The sequence below is a fragment of the Flavobacterium limi genome, from assembly GCF_010645075.1.
In the GTDB taxonomy this organism is placed as follows: domain Bacteria; phylum Bacteroidota; class Bacteroidia; order Flavobacteriales; family Flavobacteriaceae; genus Flavobacterium; species Flavobacterium limi.
The window spans coordinates 521,357-540,430 of record NZ_JAADZV010000002.1; the positions used below are offsets into that span (position 1 = coordinate 521,357).

Annotated in this window: 15 protein-coding genes; all 15 read left to right on the forward strand. The window is 35.0% G+C overall.

What is annotated here, in order from left to right; translation table 11 throughout:
* The first annotated feature begins 20 nt into the window (after positions 1-20).
* A complete protein-coding gene (locus tag GXM16_RS06710) occupies positions 21-374 on the forward strand; it encodes a winged helix-turn-helix transcriptional regulator (RefSeq protein WP_163393625.1) in 354 nt (117 codons plus the stop codon).
* Between the two features lie 565 nt (positions 375-939).
* Positions 940-1,542, forward strand: coding sequence for a Pvc16 family protein (locus GXM16_RS06715; RefSeq protein ID WP_163393626.1), 603 nt, complete (start codon positions 940-942; stop codon positions 1,540-1,542).
* Positions 1,539-2,381: a hypothetical protein gene (locus tag GXM16_RS06720; RefSeq protein ID WP_163393627.1), complete on the forward strand. Its 843-nt coding sequence runs from the start codon at positions 1,539-1,541 to the stop codon at positions 2,379-2,381. Before GXM16_RS06715 ends, GXM16_RS06720 begins: the two co-directional genes overlap by 4 nt.
* A gap of 21 nt (positions 2,382-2,402) precedes the next feature.
* Positions 2,403-4,511 carry a phage tail sheath C-terminal domain-containing protein gene (locus GXM16_RS06725; RefSeq protein ID WP_163393628.1) on the forward strand — a complete coding sequence of 703 codons (2,109 nt, stop codon included), beginning with the start codon at positions 2,403-2,405 and terminating at the stop codon, positions 4,509-4,511.
* Positions 4,512-4,540: 29 nt separating this feature from the next.
* Positions 4,541-4,969: a phage tail protein gene (locus GXM16_RS06730; protein ID WP_163393629.1), complete on the forward strand. Its 429-nt coding sequence runs from the start codon at positions 4,541-4,543 to the stop codon at positions 4,967-4,969.
* A gap of 2 nt (positions 4,970-4,971) precedes the next feature.
* Positions 4,972-5,418, forward strand: coding sequence for a phage tail protein (locus GXM16_RS06735; RefSeq protein WP_163393630.1), 447 nt, complete (start codon positions 4,972-4,974; stop codon positions 5,416-5,418).
* A gap of 2 nt (positions 5,419-5,420) precedes the next feature.
* A complete protein-coding gene (locus GXM16_RS22665) occupies positions 5,421-5,579 on the forward strand; it encodes a DUF5908 family protein (RefSeq protein WP_165828904.1) in 159 nt (52 codons plus the stop codon).
* Positions 5,580-5,582: 3 nt separating this feature from the next.
* Complete coding sequence (locus tag GXM16_RS06740) at positions 5,583-6,266, forward strand: CIS tube protein (protein ID WP_163393631.1); 684 nt, start codon at positions 5,583-5,585, stop codon at positions 6,264-6,266.
* Entirely contained in the window at positions 6,267-8,012 is a 1,746-nt protein-coding gene (gene vgrG, locus GXM16_RS06745; protein ID WP_163393632.1) for a type VI secretion system tip protein VgrG, read from the forward strand.
* A 4-nt stretch (positions 8,013-8,016) separates the two neighbouring features.
* The gene (locus GXM16_RS06750; RefSeq protein ID WP_163393633.1) at positions 8,017-8,307 is read left to right on the forward strand and encodes a PAAR domain-containing protein; all 291 of its coding nucleotides are present in this window, start codon (positions 8,017-8,019) and stop codon (positions 8,305-8,307) included.
* 2 nt (positions 8,308-8,309) lie between these two features.
* Positions 8,310-8,720 (forward strand): GPW/gp25 family protein, encoded by a 411-nt coding sequence (locus GXM16_RS06755; RefSeq protein ID WP_163393634.1) that lies wholly within the window; start codon positions 8,310-8,312, stop codon positions 8,718-8,720.
* An 11-nt stretch (positions 8,721-8,731) separates the two neighbouring features.
* The gene (locus GXM16_RS06760) at positions 8,732-11,908 is read left to right on the forward strand and encodes a baseplate J/gp47 family protein (protein WP_163393635.1); all 3,177 of its coding nucleotides are present in this window, start codon (positions 8,732-8,734) and stop codon (positions 11,906-11,908) included.
* A complete protein-coding gene (locus GXM16_RS06765) occupies positions 11,896-14,640 on the forward strand; it encodes a hypothetical protein (protein WP_163393636.1) in 2,745 nt (914 codons plus the stop codon). The genes GXM16_RS06760 and GXM16_RS06765 overlap by 13 nt, the downstream gene beginning before the upstream one ends.
* Before the next feature lie 12 nt (positions 14,641-14,652).
* Positions 14,653-17,475 (forward strand): hypothetical protein, encoded by a 2,823-nt coding sequence (locus tag GXM16_RS06770; RefSeq protein WP_163393637.1) that lies wholly within the window; start codon positions 14,653-14,655, stop codon positions 17,473-17,475.
* 139 nt (positions 17,476-17,614) lie between these two features.
* Positions 17,615-19,072, forward strand: a complete 1,458-nt coding sequence (locus tag GXM16_RS06775; protein WP_163393638.1) for a contractile injection system tape measure protein — start codon at positions 17,615-17,617, stop codon at positions 19,070-19,072.
* Positions 19,073-19,074 lie beyond the last annotated feature (2 nt).

Sequence of the window (19,074 nt, forward strand, 5' to 3'; positions counted from 1 at the left end):
TTAGTATAAAATTAATACCAATGTTGAGAAATCAGAAAGAGGAAGTTCAGGCGCTTCAGGACACTTTGTATGTTTTAGGAGGAAAATGGAAATTGCCAATTATCAATTCGATTTGCAATGGAAATCTACGGTTTAAGGAAATTCAAAAAAGCATCCCAGGAATTACATCACGTATGCTTTCGAAAGAATTAAAAGATATGGAACTCAATAATCTGGTTAAGAGAACCGAAGACCGCGACGCGGAAGTACCGATACTTTATGAATCAACTGATTATTGCAAATCTTTTGGCCCCATAATTACCGAAATGATTAAGTGGGGAATATCTCATCGTGAACATATTCGAAATGGAAAGAAGGATTCTTTAGTTTTATAAAATAATTTCATGTTCAGAATAAAAAAACTTCCAAGATCAAATGACCTGGAAGTTTTTTTATTCAATCATCTTTCCCCAGGTATTGAGATACATCATTTTAATGAAAGATATTTTTATAGCATTTGTTTCGAATGATTTTATAATTAAAATCCGAATACTCCGCTGAATTTTATGCAAATTAAGCTTCTCAGATTCCTTATTTATTTTCTATATAATATTTGAAATATACTGTATCATATTAAGTTTGTATGTTTCATTTTATAACTTGAAACATATTTTTAGCAAATTTTGTAAGTAAAATTATTACAACTATATATCTTTAGCTAAAATTTCTACTACAATTTAAATCCCACAACTACATTACAATTTAATTGTCAAAGTCTGTAATCTGGCAAATATTTAAACTCATGTCATAAATTATTTAGCTTCTATAGAGAATAAAAATAATTTAATGATTAGGGAATGTCTGTCATTAATTACAAGCTAAATGACAGCAATTTACATATAAAATCCTGGTTTATAAAAGCAAAAATTCGCATATACCATATATAAAACCCAATCTAAGATGATTTTTGAAGTAATTCAGATAATTTCAGAACAAGTAAACAGCTATCTCGATGAAATCGGGCTGGACAAATCTGTTGTTGCGGAAAATATTGCTTTTTTAGAGTCACAAAATGAAGATATAGCTACAGCTTTGAAAGATAGTGTAGCACTTACATTAATCAATTTGGATGAAGAAGCTACTTTAAAAAACTTCCCGAATCACACTATAGAAAATGCTAAAACAATTTATAAAAACAGCATTGTCAATTTAAATCTTTACATCCTTTTTAGTGCCAATAGAGATAAATATGTTAACTCACTTAAAGATATTTCAAAAATCATTGAATTTTTTCAGGGAAAAAAACTTTTTACGCAAGCCAATACTATTTATAACCGAAACAATATTGCTATGAGTAATGTAGACAACTTTAGATTCACAGTTGAACTCTACACCCCCACTTTTGAAGAATTAAATTATATCTGGGGAACATTAGGAGGCAGACAATTCCCATCAGCATTATATAAAGTAAGCATGATCCAAATCGAACGTAACATTACACAATCCGAAGGACAGCTCATCAGTAAAGTGAAAGGTATAACTAAAATGAAAGAAGAGTTATGAGTTTTTCTGTTACATATGGATTGCTATTTGAAGTAACCCTTCTTCATAATTATTTTTTGAATAATGGAGAGGAAACTTTTACAAGTATGACTAACGCTGGTAAAGAAAAAATGCTGCAGCAATTCAATAGCGATACATTCTTAACTATAATACCCACTTTAGAAACCAATATGGCCCTAAAAAACTATAAAATGTTATTCAAGAAAACCAAAAAAGGTTTTAAGGTGTATATCAAAGTTAAAGAAACAGACGAAACCGACCCATTTATAAGAATCCCTGCTGATTTGAATTTAAAATTTTTAATCAAAATCAATGATCATCAATTTGGGAATTATACAAATCTGGACTTTGTTCAGAATCAAATATTCCTGTTTAGTAATGTCAAACCTTTAACTGAGCCTGTTTCATTTGAATATCTTTCAAAAATAAATGACAACAAACTAATTTCAAATGACTATTTAGTATCCGAAGAAACCACTACAAATTTCCTATCCGCACTTCATCCGTTAGAAAAACAAGATGTGTTTGGGCTTATTTCACTCAATCTTCAGGGCGATAATAGTTCCGGAAATATTGTGAATAATTCAGGTAAAATAATAGGCCCGAATTTTAAAATTCATTTTGACAATCGAAAAACATTTTGGAAATATATCAACCGTAAAGCAGGAACTGAGATTGAAACCAATGCAGTAAAACCATTAACCCGCTCCGGTTTTGTTGAGGTTGACCCGATTGCTGATTTTACCCCATCGCAGCCACAGGACACCCAGTATCCAAATCCATCAATAAAATCCATTATAAAAATCAACAGTGACTACTATTCTGAAATATTTATTTAAATAATTAAAAAACAATCAATTATGGCAACAACTTACAAAACGCCTGGAGTATATATTGAGGAAATCGTAAAGTTTCCTCCTTCTGTTGCCCAGGTAGAAACAGCGATTCCTGCTTTTATTGGATATACTGAAAAAGCGACTAAAAAGATTGACAACGATTTGCATCTGGTTCCTACAAGAATAACCTCTTTACTGGATTATGAAAAGTACTTTGGACTGGCATATCCTGAAGACAGTATCTCTGTAAATGTTACTGATGTAGTAACCAATAATGTAGTCGACAGAAATATTGTGGTAAATCAGCCAAGTGCTCCAAAACCATATCTAATGTATTATTCTCTTCAGATGTATTTTGCAAATGGTGGTGGCCCTTGTTATATTGTTTCAGTAAATCTTTATGAAGCCCTGAACGGTACTCCAAATACTGTTAGCTTAATTGATCTGAATCCCGGTTTGGATATATTGAGAGGTGAAGACGAACCAACTCTGTTGCTTTTTCCGGATGCAAAAGCTTTAAACGTAAATGAATTTTATGCCTTATACGGGAATGCCTTAACACAATGTCATGATATGCAGGACCGCTTCACTATAATTGACACACATACAGCTACAGACGCAGGTTCAGATTCACAAGTGCTAAGAGGCAAGTTTCCTCAGGAAAAAGATTATCTTAAATATGGTGCTGTATATTATCCTTATCTTGAAACTATTCTCGATTACAGATACAATGAAGATGATATTTTAATCAGTCATCTTACCAATGTACCAGATGCCTTAGTTGCAGCTTCGAGTCAGGTTCAGTCTGTTTTCGTTACTATCGGATCAAAAATCTCAGGCCTGCTTACGGTGAGCGACAGCGGAGATTTAGGATCTGTCAATGACACATTATCAGGAAGTGTTGCAAATGTCCTTTTGTTTACTGATTCTCCAAACCCAACAGGTTTTAATCTTGGCACAGGTCCCGCCAATTTTGACATTGCTTTAAAAAATACTTTTGCCGATACCATAAAAACACTAACAAATCAATTAAAACTTTTAATAGAAGACAAAGAGAAGGTTAAAGATGCCGCTAATTCTGCCATTACCTCAGTGGAAGAGAATGCAGGAGTAGAAGTCCCTCTTCAAAATGCTCTTAATGTTTTTACAGGTTTGTTTGAAGGACCTAACAAAATTGAAAGCGTACAGGCAAAATTAGAAGATTTAACGGCAAAAATTCGCGCAGCCAAAAATGCTGCTTCCCTGGGTACGCATGTTAACAGCGTCGTTGCCGAAATTGCTAAACTACTTACTTTTACTGTTCCTACTGAGCCAACCAATTCTATCATTGAATTGCCAAGCGACAACTTAGCCATTACTCTTGATGTATTCAATCAGCCTACTCCAGGAAATAATCTGGCAGACCTTGTTGAAGACATTAAAAATGAGATTACCAGCATTTCTGCCACTGACACCAATAACGGAGCCATGAATGGGCGTTATCTTGGCGATATTGAAGGCTTCGACAATAAATCTTATAATACCATAAAAGCAGAGATTGCAGCACTTCCTGTTACACTTCCTCCAAGCAGTTCGGTAGCGGGAGTTTACGCCCGTGTTGATTCTAACCGGGGAGTTTGGAAAGCGCCGGCTAATGTGGGATTAAATTATGTAATAAAACCAACGTTAAAAATAACCAACGGCGATCAGGACAACCTGAATATCGACACCGTTGGCGGTAGATCTATAAACGCCATTAGAAGTTTTGTAGGTAAAGGAACCTTGATTTGGGGGTCAAGAACCTTGGCGGGCAATGACAATGAATGGCGTTATGTACCGGTTCGCCGATTTTTTAACATGGCTGAGGAATCCATCAAAAAAGCAACAGAACAGTTTGTATTTGAAACTAACGATGCTAATACCTGGATAAGAGTAAGAGCTATGATTGAAAATTTCCTGATTCTGCAATGGAGAGCCGGAGCATTAGCCGGAGCAAAACCTGAACAGGCATTTTATGTTAGAATCGGACTGGGTCAAACCATGTCGGCTACAGATATTTTAGACGGTAAAATGATCATCGAAATCGGAATGGCTGTAGTTCGTCCGGCAGAATTTATCATTCTGCGTTTCTCTCACAAAATGCAGGAATCTTAATTAATATCAACAATAAAAAAATATAGATCATGAGTTATCCGCTACCAAAGTTTCATTTCTCAGTTGACTGGAAAGGAACAAAAATAGGGTTTACAGAAGTTTCCGGATTAGATGTAGAAACTGAAGTTATAGAATATCGTCAGGGAGCAAGTCCTGAGTACAGCAAAATTAAAATGCCCGGCATGCAGAAATTCTCTAACATTACACTTAAAAGAGGAACTTTTGCAAGCGATAATGAATATTACAACTGGTGGAATACGGTAAAACTAAATACCATAGAAAGAAGGGACATTACCATCAAATTACTCAACGAAGAGCACGAGCCTGTGATTACCTGGAAAGTAAAAAACGCCTGGCCAACTAAAATCCAGTCAACTGATTTAAAAGCTGACGGAAACGAAGTTGCTATCGAATCTATGGAATTGGTTCACGAAGGTTTATCTATTCAAAATGACTAGTTATGGCTAACTATTATCCACCTGTCGGTTTTCATTTTTTAGTTGAATTTGAAGGTCTTGGATCGAAAGAAAAAGATCATCAGTTCCAGTCGGTTTCCGGTTTGTCTGTTGATATCGAAACTGAAGAAATTGCCGAAGGTGGAGAAAACAGATTCAAGCATAAACTTCCGGTAAAGACAAAGTATCCAAACCTGACTTTAAAGAGAGGAATACTGATTGATTCTGTTGTGATTGACTGGTGCAGGAATGCTATTGAAAATTTTTCTTTTAAACCTGTAAACCTGACTGTCAAACTGCTAAATGAGAAACACCAGCCTTTGGTTTCCTGGAATGTAGTTCATGCCTACCCTGTAAAATGGGCGGTTGAAGATTTTAATGCCGAAGAAAGTAAACTCGTTATTGAAAACGTTGAGCTCACCTATAATTATTTCACCCTAATTAAGAGTTAGTTATGCCTATAGAAATAAAAGAGCTTCACATTAAAATAAACGTGAACGAAGGATCAAAACCGCCTGCTTCTAAAAGTACTGCAAAAAGCAAGGATGAAGATCCTGTAGCGGAATGTGTAGAACAGGTAATGAAAATCATCGAACGTAAAAAAGAGCGCTAAGTCATGCCAGGAGAATTAGAAAAACTAAAAGTCGCTGCGTATAGTGACCCGGAATTCAACAATAAGATTGCTGATGGTGAATTTTCTACGCTTATAAATCCTGAAAAATACACCTATCACTATAAAATTGAAACAGATGAAACCCAGGCCTCGGGAACAAGTACCGTTTCTCCAAGGTTTAATAAAAAATTACCTGAAAACCTGGAACTGGATTTCATTTTTGACAGATCGGGAGTAATTAACGGATACGCAAGTACTGACGATGGAATTATCGATGACATTGAGAAATTCAAAAAGGTCATTCTGGATTACAATGGTGACGAACATAAACCTAATTATCTGATTATTTCCTGGGGAACACTGCTTTTTAAAGGTTCCCTGACAGAAATGAATGTAGAGTTCAAGCTATTTAAACCAGACGGAACCCCAATCAGGGCTGTAGCCAAAGCAAAATTTCAGGGATTTGTAGAAGATAATTTAAGGGCTGCAAAAGAAAATAATAAATCACCGGACTTAACACATTACAGAACTGTTAAAGAAGGCGATACGTTGCCTTTAATGTCTTTTCATATCTACGGTGATTCGAAATATTATCTGGAAGTAGCCAAGGTTAATAACATTATCAACTTCAGAAAATTAAAAACAGGTCAGAGAATATTTTTTCCACCTCTTCAAAAACAATCCTAAATGAACAATAGCGGAGTCATACAGACCAGTAAAAGTGCCGATTTGGTTACGCATAAAATTTTAATTGATGGGACAGAACTATCGAAAACCTATCAGGTAAAAAGCATTGTGGTACAAAATGAGGCCAACAGGATTCCACTAGCCCAAATTGTTCTGGTAGACGGAGAAGCTTCAGAAAGGGATTTTAAACTGAGTAATGAAGATTTATTAATTCCTGGAAAAAAAATCGAAATAACAGCCGGTTATCACAATGATGAAGAAACTATTTATAATGGAATCATCATCAAACACTCTATTAAAATAAAAAGCAGTGCTTCCTTATTGATCATAGAATGCAAGGATGAAGCGGTAAAACTTACTATCGGGAGAAAGAGCAAGTATTTTTATGATGTAAAAGACAGTGAAGCTTTTGAAGAAATCATTGACACATACGGATTAGACAAAGACGTTGAAGCTACTAATTTCAGTCACAAAGAACTCGTTCAATACAATACGTCAGATTGGGATTTCATCGTTTCAAGAGCACAGGCTAATGGCAAACTTTGTTTTGTTGAAAATGGAAAAATTACAATCAGCAAACCTAATGTTAGTTCATCCCCCGTTGAAACAGTTACTTTCGGTTCTACTTTGCTTGATTTTGATGCCGAGATTGATGCCCGCAATCAATTCGCTAAAGTGTCTTCGTACAGCTGGAATTACACCGACCAGGAATTGGTAGAAATTGAGGCCAGCGATCCGGCTGTGAGTCTGAACGGGAATCTTTCTGTTTCAGATTTGTCTAAAATTATCGATCATGAAAATCTTGAATTACGTCACGGCGGAACCATTACAGAAGTAGAACTTCAGGATTGGGCTGATTCTAAATTACTGTTTCAGCAATTGTCTAAAATTCGCGGAAGAGTGAAATTTCAGGGTATTCCGGCTGTAAAACCCAATACCATAATCACACTCCAAGGCGTTGGAGACCGATTTAACGGAAATGCCTATATCACAGGTGTTTTTCACGAATTATCCGAAGGAAACTGGACAATTGATGCACAATTTGGACTAAATCCGGAATGGTTTTCTGAAACATTCGACATTCATACACCAACCGGCTCCGGAATTATTCCGGTTATAAAAGGGCTGCATGTTGGAATTGTTACTCAACTCGAAGAAGATCCAAACGGCGAAGACCGCATTTTAGTAAAAATTCCAATCATCAATAATGATGAACAAGGCATTTGGTGCCGGGTAGCTTCGCCGGATGCAGGAGATAAAAGGGGTGTTTTTTTCAGACCCGAAATTGAAGATGAAGTCATCATCGGTTTTATCAATGAAGATCCAAACAACGCCATTGTTTTAGGAATGCTTCACAGCAGCGGAAAACCGGCTCCCATTACAGCTTCTGATGACAATCATCAAAAAGGAATTGTAACCCGAAGCGAAATGAAGGTTTTGTTTGACGATGAAAAAAAGTCTATCGCAATTGAAACCCCTGCCGGAAAAAAAGTGACACTCGATGAAGATCAGGGCATCATAAAAATTGAAGATGAAAACTCAAATGTAATCACTATCGACAGTAACGGAATTAAAATGGAAAGTGCCGGAAATATTGAATTTAAAGCCACGGGAGATGTAAAAATCGAAGGAACAAATGTTTCCATAAATGCCAGCGCACAATTCAAGGCAGAAGGAAGCGGTGGCGTAGAAATGTCATCGGGAGCCACTGCCGTCTTAAAAGGAAGTATTGTACAAATAAATTAAAGTTATGGGAGCACCAGCCGCCAGAGTTTCAGATATGCATGTTTGCCCAATGGTTACGGGGACAGTTCCACATGTGGGCGGTCCTGTTTTACCTGCTGGAGCACCAACCGTTTTAATTGGAGGAATGCCTGCAGCATGTGTAGGTGATATGGCTACCTGTTCTGGTCCGCCTGATAGTATCATTGCAGGGTCTGCAACGGTTTTAATCGGTGGTAAACCAGCTGCACGAATGGGAGATTCAACCTCACATGGCGGTACAATAGTAGCAGGATTCGCAACGGTTTTAATTGGTTAGTTATGGAAACAGAACAAAACTTTTTAGGTATTGGATGGAGTTTTCCTCCTGAATTTAAAGAAAGTACCAAAACTGTAACAATGCTTACGGACGAAAACGACATTAAAAGCAGTCTGGAAATCTTACTTTCAACTAAAATAGGCGAACGCATTATGCAGCCCAAGTACGGCTGTAATATGGACGAATTGTTATTTAATCCATTAAACCGGACTTTAAAAACATTTGTTTCTGAACTGATCAGAACCGCTATTTTGTATCACGAACCCAGAATTGATGTCGAAAAAATTGACATCACAAAAGGCGATGATTTGAGTGGCGAACTATTAGTACTCATTGACTTTAAAGTACGTGCTACCAATTCGAGAATAAATATGGTTTATCCATTTTACCAACAAGAAGGGACCAATTTATAAATTGTTAAAAGATGAGTAATTGCAATACTATATTGAGTGTTTTGACTTCTAATGGCAGCGACCAAAAGCAGCGCTATATCAACGCGTTACAACCTGAAAGCATTCGCCTTAATGATTTTGAACTGACAGACTGGATTTTATTTGCCCACAATTTCTCTGAGTATGTAAATTATTTTGAAACCTCAAATCCACAAACCCCTTCAGGAAACTGGAAGCCTTTTTTTGATTTTTTTAAATGGAATGGAGAAAAACCATCTATAGAAAATCAATTGAAACTCGAACGGGTAAAAAAAGAACTGACTGATTTAATTGAAGAAAACAAAAAAGAGTTTGCTATTACGCCACATTTAACTTTGTTCCTGACTTTTCTGATGCTGTTAGAAAACAGTAAAAAAAGATACAACGACCTAACAAAACGCCATCTTGACTTTTATTACAAAGAAATTTTAAATATTGACAAGCTACCTGCAACGCCGGATAAGGTGTATCTTATTTTTGAATTGGCTAAAAACGCCATTCAGGAAAAAATTGACACAAGAACCGGTTTTGATGGTGGCAAAGATGTCCTGGGCAAAAGCATAAACTATTACTCTAACAATGAATTAATAGCCAATAAAGCAATCATTTCTTCATTGAAAAACATTTATAATGACGTCGATTCAAAAAAAATAACAGCTAGCCCGATTGCTAATTCTTATGATGGTTTGGGCGAAGCATTTCCTGATAAAAACAATACGCAATGGTGGCCCTTTGGATACGTCGAAAAAACTCCTGTATTACCTGAACTGCCAAAGGCAAATTTGGGGTTTGCTATTGCCTCTCCTATTCTGTATCTGGCAGAAGGAAAACGTACTGTCCAGATAAGCTTTACATTTCAGAATAACATCCCGGCTATAACAACGGCTATTATTACAGAATGTTTAAGCCTTCAGTTGACCACAGCCAAAAAATGGTTTCAGGTTCCTGAAATTTCATCATCACTACCCATAAAATCAGGAAGTCCTTACACTACTTCTGCAAGTGGAAAAATGATGAAAATTGCTTTTCTTTTAGATGAAAATGCAGAGGCTGTTACAGGTTATGATCCTAAAATATATGGTGAAGAATTCGCTACCAATCTTCCTGTTGCAAAATTCAGCCTGGATCTTGCAAAGGAGAATGGATATGATTTTTACAAATTATTAGCGCAAAACAAATTAGAAAATATCACCATCAATATTGATGTCCAAAATATTAAGAATGCCGTTTTAGAAAATGACAATGGGAGTATCAACGATTCGAAACCATTTTTCGCTTTTTCTCCCCAGCCTGTTACAGGTTCTAATTTCCTCATTAAATACAATGAAGCTTTTTCTAAAAACTGGCAAAATGTCAATGTTGATGTACTCTGGAAAAACACTCCGGCTGATTTTACAGAACATTACAAAGCGTACAAAACTTCTGCATTAAATACCATTAGCGTAAATGAATTCAAAGCCAGCGTTTTAAATGCTTCGAATGGTTTTGTAACTACTGGCGGAATCGTAACAACAAACAGCTACTTTCAATACCAGCCATCTATTTTATCTAATAATATCTGGCAGAATTATGGAAGTGCCGTCGCTTTATTTACCTCAGCAAGTCCGTTTAAAACGACATTAAATGTAACCAATTCTAATTACATCACAGAGAAAAACGGTCAGTTAAAACTAACATTGACTAACTCGTTTCTACATAGTTTATATCCAAAAATTTATGCTTTGGCACTTACGACCGAAGATAATAATGTCGTAATTCCAAATCAGCCTTACACACCACTGGCTGAAAGTCTTGTGCTACATTATACGGCTTCCGAAACAACTAAATTTTCTACATCAGGAACGGAAACATTAGAAGCTATTTATACTAAAAATGAGGCGAAATTATTCCATATTCATCCTTTTGGATATTCGGAAGAACACAGTTATCTGAAATCTGTTCTGGATTATACAGATGATCAAAACTCCTATTTGTTTCCTACTTACTGCAAAGGCGGAGAATTGTTTATCGGGCTGGAAAATGTTCAGGAATTACAGCAGATCACATTACTTTTTCAGGTATTAGAAGGAAGCGAAAATCCAACTGCCGCATCTTTTACCGGAAAACAGAAAATAGAGTGGTCAGTACTGGGCAATAATGAATGGCGTATTCTCAACCATTCTGATATTTTACTGAATGAGACCGACAATTTATTACAATCGGGAATCCTGAAATTCAGTTTACCAAAAGAAGCTACTCAAAACAATACCAGACTTCCTAAAAACTATATCTGGCTTAAAGCCAAAATGCATAAACAGTACAATGTAGTCTGTAAAATAAAAGGCATTCATTCACAGGCGGTTTTGGCTACTTTTCAGGATAATGCTAATGATTTAGCCCATTTAAAAACCGGATTAGAAGCCGGAACTATTTCAAAACTGCTGCATAGACAGAGTAACGTAAAATCGGTTACACAGCCTTACAATAGTTTTGATTATAAACCTGAAGAATCAAACGAAGATTATTATAAAAGAATCAGTGAACGGCTCCGACACAAAAACCGGGCAATTACAATGTGGGATTACGAGCACATCGTACTGCAAAATTTTCCGGAATTGTACAAAGTAAAATGCCTGAACCATACCTGCGATGACTCCTATCAGTCACCGGGCAATGTAACCCTGGTTGTAATTCCGGACACGGTAAACAAAAACGTATTCGATATTTTTCAGCCCCGGGTAAGTACTGCTACACTCAACAAAGTCAAAAAACATATTGATCAACTGAACTCGATGCACATCAATACGTACGTAATTAATCCGAATTATGAAGAAGTTACAGTTGATTTAAAAGTAAAATTCAAACCGGGTTTCGATGAAAATTTCTACATGCAGGAACTCAATGCTGCAATTATTAAGTTTTTATCACCATGGGCTCTGGACAAAAATGTCCCCATCTCATTTGGCGTTTCTGTTCATTTAAGCATACTCATTAATTACATAGAAAAATTAGGCTATGTAGATTATCTGCAAGATGTAAAGTTATTAAAAGACGGGGCTCTGTCTGATAAAGCAGCCTTTCCATCCAATCCAAAATCAATTTTAGTCTCAGCAAAAAGTCATTTAATAAGCACCAACGTCAAAGAATGTACTGTTAAAACTATAGAACCTCAAGAAGAATGTCAACTGTAAACCAACATATCAGTATCCCAAAAAATGTCAGTTCTAATGATGACATGAGTTTTGACTTCCTTCGAAAAAAAGGAATCGAGTACATCGAATCGTTAGGAAGCCAATTTTGGACTGACTACAACACACACGATCCCGGAATTACGATTCTGGAAGTACTTTGTTATGCCATTACTGATCTGGGTATGAGAATCAATCTGCCTGTTGAAGATATATTGAGCAGTAACTCGAACCCTATTCAGGAACAGTTTTTTACAGCTTCTGAAATTTTACCCATGCAGGCTGTTACAGCTCTTGATTACCGAAAAATTTTAATTGATATTGATCCAGACATCAAAAATTGCTGGCTTCAAAAAACATCTAAAAAATTATTCGTCAATTGCAAAGACGCTAAAATTTCACTCAAAAAAGAAGATTTTGTCGGAACTCCGGATACTTTTATTAAAGAATCTGAAATTAGAGGATATTATAACATATTAGTTGATTTCAAGGAAATTAGTGTGGCTAAGAAAGATATACTGAAAACTAAAATAATCGAAAAATTTCATGCAAACAGAAACCTTTGCGAGGATGTTTTAGAAGTAAGCGAAGTAGAAATTCAGCCTATTGCTGTATGTGCATTAATTGAACTTGAACCCGAAGCAAACGAAGAATACATTCATGCTTTAATCACTTTTGAACTTGAAAAATACCTTTCGCCGGGTATAAAGTATTATTCATTAGCTGAAATGTTCGAAAAAGGCTATTCAAGCGATCAAATTTTTGAAGGGCCTTTTCTGGAGAGAGGATTTATAGATACTGCAGAATTAAAAAATTCTTCATTAAGAACAGAAGTCCGCCTTTCTGACATCATGCAGATTATCATGAGCATAAAAGGTGTAAGCGTAATAAAAGACATTTCTTTAAACAATTGCGAAGCTATAGAAACAGAAGGAAGTGTTTGGAATATCTGCATTCCGGCCAACAAAAAACCAAGTCTTTGCCATAAAAGCACACTAAACTTCAGCAAAGGTGTTTTACCGGTTACGGTCAACAAAATAAAAGCAAAAAAATATTTAGAAGAAATTCAGGAAGACTTTGCTTATTCGCAGCTAAATGCAGCTAAAAACAGGGAGCTGCAAGTGCCTTCCGGCAAAATCACGGCAACGGAGTTTTACAGCAGTATTACCAATAATTTCCCTGAAAATTATGGTATTGGCGAAATTGGACTATCAGAATCGGCGAGTGCTGAACGAAAAGTAAAAGCAAAACAATTAAAAGGATATCTGTTATTTTTTGATCAGATTCTGGCGAGCTACTTCAAACATCTCAGTAATATCAAAGAAATACTTTCCATCAATAGTGAGCTTTCGAACACTTATTTCACTCAGACCATCACAGATATGACAGGTTTTAAGGAAATAGTAAACGAAGCTTATTTATCGTCAGGTGAAAAAAAATTAGATGAGTTTTTGTTTGGTCATTTAGATGATTCCATCAAAAGACAAAATCAGATGAAAGATCATTTGATTGCACGGTTTGCAGAACGGTTTGCAGAGTATGCCTTTTTAATGAAATCACTTTATGGAGCTTCTTCTGACGAAATAGTACTGAAAAATAAATCTGCTTTTTTAATCAATTACGATACTATAAGCAGCAAAAGAGCAAGCGGATTTAATTATTTCAACCAGCCTTTATCTAACCTCTGGAACACTTTTAATGTCACTGGATTAGAAAACCGAATTGCTGGTCTATTAGGTATTAAAGGTGATAAAAACCAGCAAACAGGCAAAAGAGGAATCAAAAGAAAGGATATCTCCGGTTTGTTTGTACAGCTTTATGATCCGAGTCCGGGCGAGTCTCCTAATCTTTTTAGATGGAGAATTAGAAACAATGCCGATGAAATCATCTTAACCGCAACAGAAGATTATGAAAATCAACTAAGTGCAATCAAAGAAATGTATTTTTCAATCCTGAAAATTTACGAAACAAGCGAAAAACAAATTGAACAGGCATTTGAAACGCTTTTCAAAAACCGTGATAACGGAATTGTCTTTAAAGACACTGTTATCAACACTTTTGAAGTAATTGAATCGGATACACATAAATATTCGTTTCACATTATCAATCCCGAATTTGTGGATGACCTTAGCAATCCGGACAGAATCATTGCACGCCAATACGAGCTCTACCTCACATTAGAAGAGGTTAAAGCAGCAATGCTGGATTTACTCATTTTCTTTAAAGAAGAATTTAGCGATGAAGGTATTTTTCTGGTAGAACACATCCTTCTTGTTCCCAATCCTAATGAGATAATAAATGCCGATTATTACATGCCAATATGTGCAGACGACTGCTCAGGCGATTGTTGTATCCCCAATCCATATTCTTTTAAAATCAGTGTCGTTTTACCCGGATATACGTATCGTTTCGCTGATGTTGATTTTAGAAATTTTGCCGAAGATGTTATTCGGCAGGAAATTCCGTCACACATTTTGGGAAAAATCTGCTGGATTGGATATCGAAAAGATCAGATAACGCCAAAAGACAATGATTTACTTGATTTTGAAGAGGATTTCAAAAATTTTCTTTTGGATAAAACACAAAACAAACAAGATGCTTTACCAGAATTCATCAAGTCACTATCAAAATTAAACTCTGTTTATCCTACCGGCACATTGTACAATTGTGTGGATGAAGAAGAAGATATTTCAGGAAAAATAGTATTAGGAAGAACAAATTTAGGAACAATATAAAAATACAAGGTCATGGCAGCAAAACTTACCACCATTACAGGAAATTATCATAGTTACGTAGCAGATCAGGTTTTAACCCACTATCAGCTTAACGAAACTATCGATTATTTTGATGACCAAAATCGATTGAACAGAGTCTTTCTTGCCGGTACAGGAATTGCCTGTGGCTTTCAGGTTTCAACAAATGTTGGCTACTCAATGGTAACTATAACTCAGGGAACCGGAATTACAACAGACGGTGATTTGATAAAATTAAACACAAAACCTGATGATGCCGGTCAGGCACTGGCAACCGCCATTAAACAAAAATTGTTCTCAATTAACCTTCAAAAGATTGATTATAAATCCTATAAAATATTTGATACAGATAAAGGCAATTATGCTCATTTTAAAAATGCCAGTAATACAATATTGCCAATCTGGGAATTACTGCCTGAAAAAACACCCGGAACTGATCCGGAAAACGGCGAATTACCATTGACTAGTTTTGTTAATTTGAAAAACCATGTAGTTTTATTATATCTTGAAAGTTATACCAAAGATGCTTCTTTATGTGACGAAACAGATTGTTCCAACAAAGGAGGTGAAGAAATTTTTAACCTGAGAGTGCTTGTAGTAAGTCAGGCTACTGCTAATATTATCATTGGCAAAACTCCTTCTCCTGAAAGAGATTTTCTTTACAATAAATATGATGTTTTTCAAAAATACAGTTCGCTTGATGAATTGGGTGTCCGAAAAGTAATCCCCACATTCAATAATACTTCAACTACCAATAAAATTAAACAGCTTTTTGCTGCTATTTTCAATGATAGTTCGTTTAAAACAGAATTACTGGCCAATCTAAATACTATTCTCTCTTCTTTTGGTTATGAAACACAGTTTGCAGGTGTTTCTGCCAGAATCAATACGCTGTTTAATATTGACCAGAACAATATCCCTGCAGATATTCATTACCAATATGATTTGATAAAAGATGTTGTGGCAACGTATAAAGAACTAAAAGACCTTTATACACAGCTCAAATCCGAGTGCAATCCTCCAATTAACTCATTCCCGAAACATTTGTTATTAGGATTTGTAGAAGATAATAATCGTTTTAAAGATTACAGACATCAGTTTTACAAAGCATCTATTTTAGACCAGAATAAAACATTCAGTAATTTTGACTCTTTGGTTAGAAGACTCAAAAGTATATTAGATAATTATCTGGTAACTGCCGCTAATCGTATTAAAATTACTCCCTCAAAATCATCCGGAAAATTAGGCTGTAAATCCATCCCATATTATTATAATGTCGACGATAATTTATTACATGCCTGGGATTTTGAAAAAAGCAAAATTTACAATCATCAAAGCAACTTTAGTTATCATACAGCCAATTTACTCGACAATAGTTATATAAAAGCACCGCTTGAATTCTGTACAGATGATCACGATTTTTATCGAATTGAAGGTTATCTGAATGACACTGTCGAAAATGTAGAAGCATTTCTGAATTCAAAAAAAATAGAATACGGACTTGATTTTGACTTTTATATTCTGGATGTCGTCGAAAATGCTGCCGATTTAAAAATCCTGTTCAACACCAATTATTCGTTTGAACATAAAGCTGGTGTAAAAAAAGGCGGAACTATATTGCTTTTAAAATCCGGAACAACATTTATAACCGATTTTTCAATTGAAGGAAAAATAAGCCCTGACAACGGATTAGGATGCTGCACAATTAAAGGATGTTCTTATCCCTGGATTAGTTCTTTACGCTATATTAACAACCTATCAAGAAGTCTGAGAGGTACTCAAAGTGAACGAATTGATATGCCAACGCATTACAAGTTAAGTATAAAAAAATACTCCATCAATGGTGTTAACCTAATCACTGATAAAGTTACAATAAGCATTCCGCTAGATCAGATTCTGGCTCGTCGTTTACATGTGGTGATGGAAACACTTAACACCCGATTCCCTACTGGTCTTTTGTTTGATTTTATCGAAGAAGAGAAAAAACTAAGAATAATGCGACTTGAAAAAGATATGTTTGAATTTGAAGTTCAGGACATCACACTTTCTATACGCACTCCTATTTATACCTTTAATGAAAATGGGGTGGTGAAAAACGGCAAAGCTTTTTCATCAAACAAAATTACATGTTCCATCTTTAATTCGCACAAAGCAGATATTTATAAAAAAATACATGCCAATTATGATCCAATCAATAAAGACGATGACAATTTTGGTCGTTTCAAAGAGGATTGGGAAAAATGGGGAGATCTGAGAAATTTATTAAAAAAACACAATCTTACTCAGGAATATCCTAGATACCCTAAAGTTTTTAGTGATTTTGAAAATATTCCGATGATTTATGATAATTACACTGAAGGAGATCCTAGGGATGTCGCTGGACATTTACTACAGATTGCCGGTCAAATCAGAGAAACAGACAACCGCATTACGAATATTTATATAGGAGGAGACTGGACAAGCGGAAACTGGGTTAATACCACCATGCAAAATTATTATTTGGAGAACATCGATAATACAAACGATGACGTGGTATTGTTTATGAACTTAAGAAAAAAGATTCATAATGAAAGTAAATTGAGCAAATTCATGATTCACATTGATACTAAAAGAGATGTAAATCCTTCAAGATTTGAAACCCTGTTTGCTACGTATGCTAAAATAGCTGAGTTTTATTTCTATAAGCCTACAGAAGGATATTTCATAAAAATAGGAAGAGATCGTCAATCAAAAAGAGAAAACAGAGTCCCTGTTGACAAAAAAGTAATCAAACCAATTACAAACAAAAATCCAACAAAACCGGATGAGCCTAAATAAAAAAGCTTGAGAGCAATACCACAGTACGCTTCTCAAGCTTTAATGGGGTGTTGACATCGCATTACGATGCCTCTTTTTTCCCAGTACAACCTTACGGCTTTATACAAATGTAAGAAAAAGTTTTTAAATTCAAAAAAAAATGACACAAAATTCGCATAGCATTCAAAAAGTTTTTTTAGAAATAGACACCAACTCAATGGTCATGGCTAATTCTATCAGGAACAACCTAGCCATGCTTCTGCAAAATGAAATATTCCCTTTACTTGAAAAACATTTTAATCGTATTAAAAACATTGAAAATCAAATAATTCAGATAGAAAAATTAGAAATTTCGATTGATTCAAATGCAGAAAAAAAAGATAGTTTCTTTTCTAATTCTGAAACGAAAAATGATATAAAAAAGCTAATCGAAAGAGAAATTCAGAAGATTATAAATAATGCAGAAAAAACCTCAAAAAGTGGAGAAAAACATGAAGTGGAATGGAAGAATATTTCTTCAAAAGACAAACAAATAAAAACACTGCTTTATTTTATAGAAAACGGAAATATGCCCTGGTGGATTTCAAAAGAAGAAGAAATTGTATTTTTTAAAGAATTAAATTCCAATTGTCTTCAAAACAAAACCTTTAGCGCTTCATTTCGAAAATTAATTCATCAGAAAAAAGTTCAAAAGAGAATAATAAATCAGTTTTCAAATCAGGAAATTGTACTTTTAAGTTTCGCTTTATTTAAATCAGAAACACAGCAAAAACCAATTTCAGCAAACCGTTTATTACCCTTACTCAATCAAAAAACGCACCGTTTTAAAGTTTTATTCTGGCAGTCCATTTTTGATTTTTGGATTGAAAAAAAACCAATTCATCTTATCAAATTTTATCATCAGGAAGAAGCTCTTTTTTTATCCAAAGAAATCTCTTTTAACCGTTTTATTGAGAACATAAAATTGCTTGTTCCGGTAGATTTTACTAATGAAGAACTATTAAAAATAAAAGCAGGTTATTTAATTGCTGAGAAAGAAAATAGCATTATAAACTCTGAATATAATTTCGAAAAAGAAGAATTTATAATTGAAAAAGAGCTTCATAAAGAGCAATACAAGGATTTACAATCGTGTTATGTACAAAATGCTGGATTAATTATTCTGCATCCATTTTTAAAAGAACTACTGAAAAGCTGTCATTTAATGACTGATGATAATACTCTTATAAACAAAGAACTAGCGGCCCATATTCTGCATTATGCTGCAACTAAAAGAGAAAATGACTATGAACATTCGATGCTTTTTGAGAAGTTTTTATGTGGAATTCCGATGCAGCAATCTATACCAAGAGAAATTAAAATTGATGATGAACACAAACTGCAAATAGAAGAAATGTTAGAATCTGTTGTACAGCACTGGTCAGCTTTAAAAAATACCTCTACGGCTGTTTTAAGAAGCGAATTTCTGCAGAGAGAAGGAAAATTAGATTGGAGCGAACCGAACCCAAAATTGTTTATTGAACGAAAAACTCAGGATCTTTTATTAGAAAAAATTCCGTGGAATATCAGCATCGTTAAAATTCCGTGGATTCAAAAATTAATCTATACCCAATGGTAAAA

Excerpts from the sequence above, each read along its gene's own strand:
- GXM16_RS06770 (WP_163393637.1), top strand. The coding sequence starts at position 14,653 with ATGGCAGCAAAACTTACCACCATTACAGGAAATTATCATAGTTACGTA.
- GXM16_RS06750 (WP_163393633.1), top strand. The coding sequence starts at position 8,017 with ATGGGAGCACCAGCCGCCAGAGTTTCAGATATGCATGTTTGCCCAATG.
- GXM16_RS06755 (WP_163393634.1), top strand. The coding sequence starts at position 8,310 with ATGGAAACAGAACAAAACTTTTTAGGTATTGGATGGAGTTTTCCTCCT.
- GXM16_RS06735 (WP_163393630.1), top strand. The coding sequence starts at position 4,972 with ATGGCTAACTATTATCCACCTGTCGGTTTTCATTTTTTAGTTGAATTT.
- GXM16_RS06730 (WP_163393629.1), top strand. The coding sequence starts at position 4,541 with ATGAGTTATCCGCTACCAAAGTTTCATTTCTCAGTTGACTGGAAAGGA.
- GXM16_RS06725 (WP_163393628.1), top strand. The coding sequence starts at position 2,403 with ATGGCAACAACTTACAAAACGCCTGGAGTATATATTGAGGAAATCGTA.
- GXM16_RS22665 (WP_165828904.1), top strand. The coding sequence starts at position 5,421 with ATGCCTATAGAAATAAAAGAGCTTCACATTAAAATAAACGTGAACGAA.
- GXM16_RS06740 (WP_163393631.1), top strand. The coding sequence starts at position 5,583 with ATGCCAGGAGAATTAGAAAAACTAAAAGTCGCTGCGTATAGTGACCCG.
- vgrG (WP_163393632.1), top strand. The coding sequence starts at position 6,267 with ATGAACAATAGCGGAGTCATACAGACCAGTAAAAGTGCCGATTTGGTT.
- GXM16_RS06720 (WP_163393627.1), top strand. The coding sequence starts at position 1,539 with ATGAGTTTTTCTGTTACATATGGATTGCTATTTGAAGTAACCCTTCTT.
- GXM16_RS06775 (WP_163393638.1), top strand. The coding sequence starts at position 17,615 with ATGACACAAAATTCGCATAGCATTCAAAAAGTTTTTTTAGAAATAGAC.
- GXM16_RS06760 (WP_163393635.1), top strand. The coding sequence starts at position 8,732 with ATGAGTAATTGCAATACTATATTGAGTGTTTTGACTTCTAATGGCAGC.
- GXM16_RS06765 (WP_163393636.1), top strand. The coding sequence starts at position 11,896 with ATGTCAACTGTAAACCAACATATCAGTATCCCAAAAAATGTCAGTTCT.
- GXM16_RS06710 (WP_163393625.1), top strand. The coding sequence starts at position 21 with ATGTTGAGAAATCAGAAAGAGGAAGTTCAGGCGCTTCAGGACACTTTG.
- GXM16_RS06715 (WP_163393626.1), top strand. The coding sequence starts at position 940 with ATGATTTTTGAAGTAATTCAGATAATTTCAGAACAAGTAAACAGCTAT.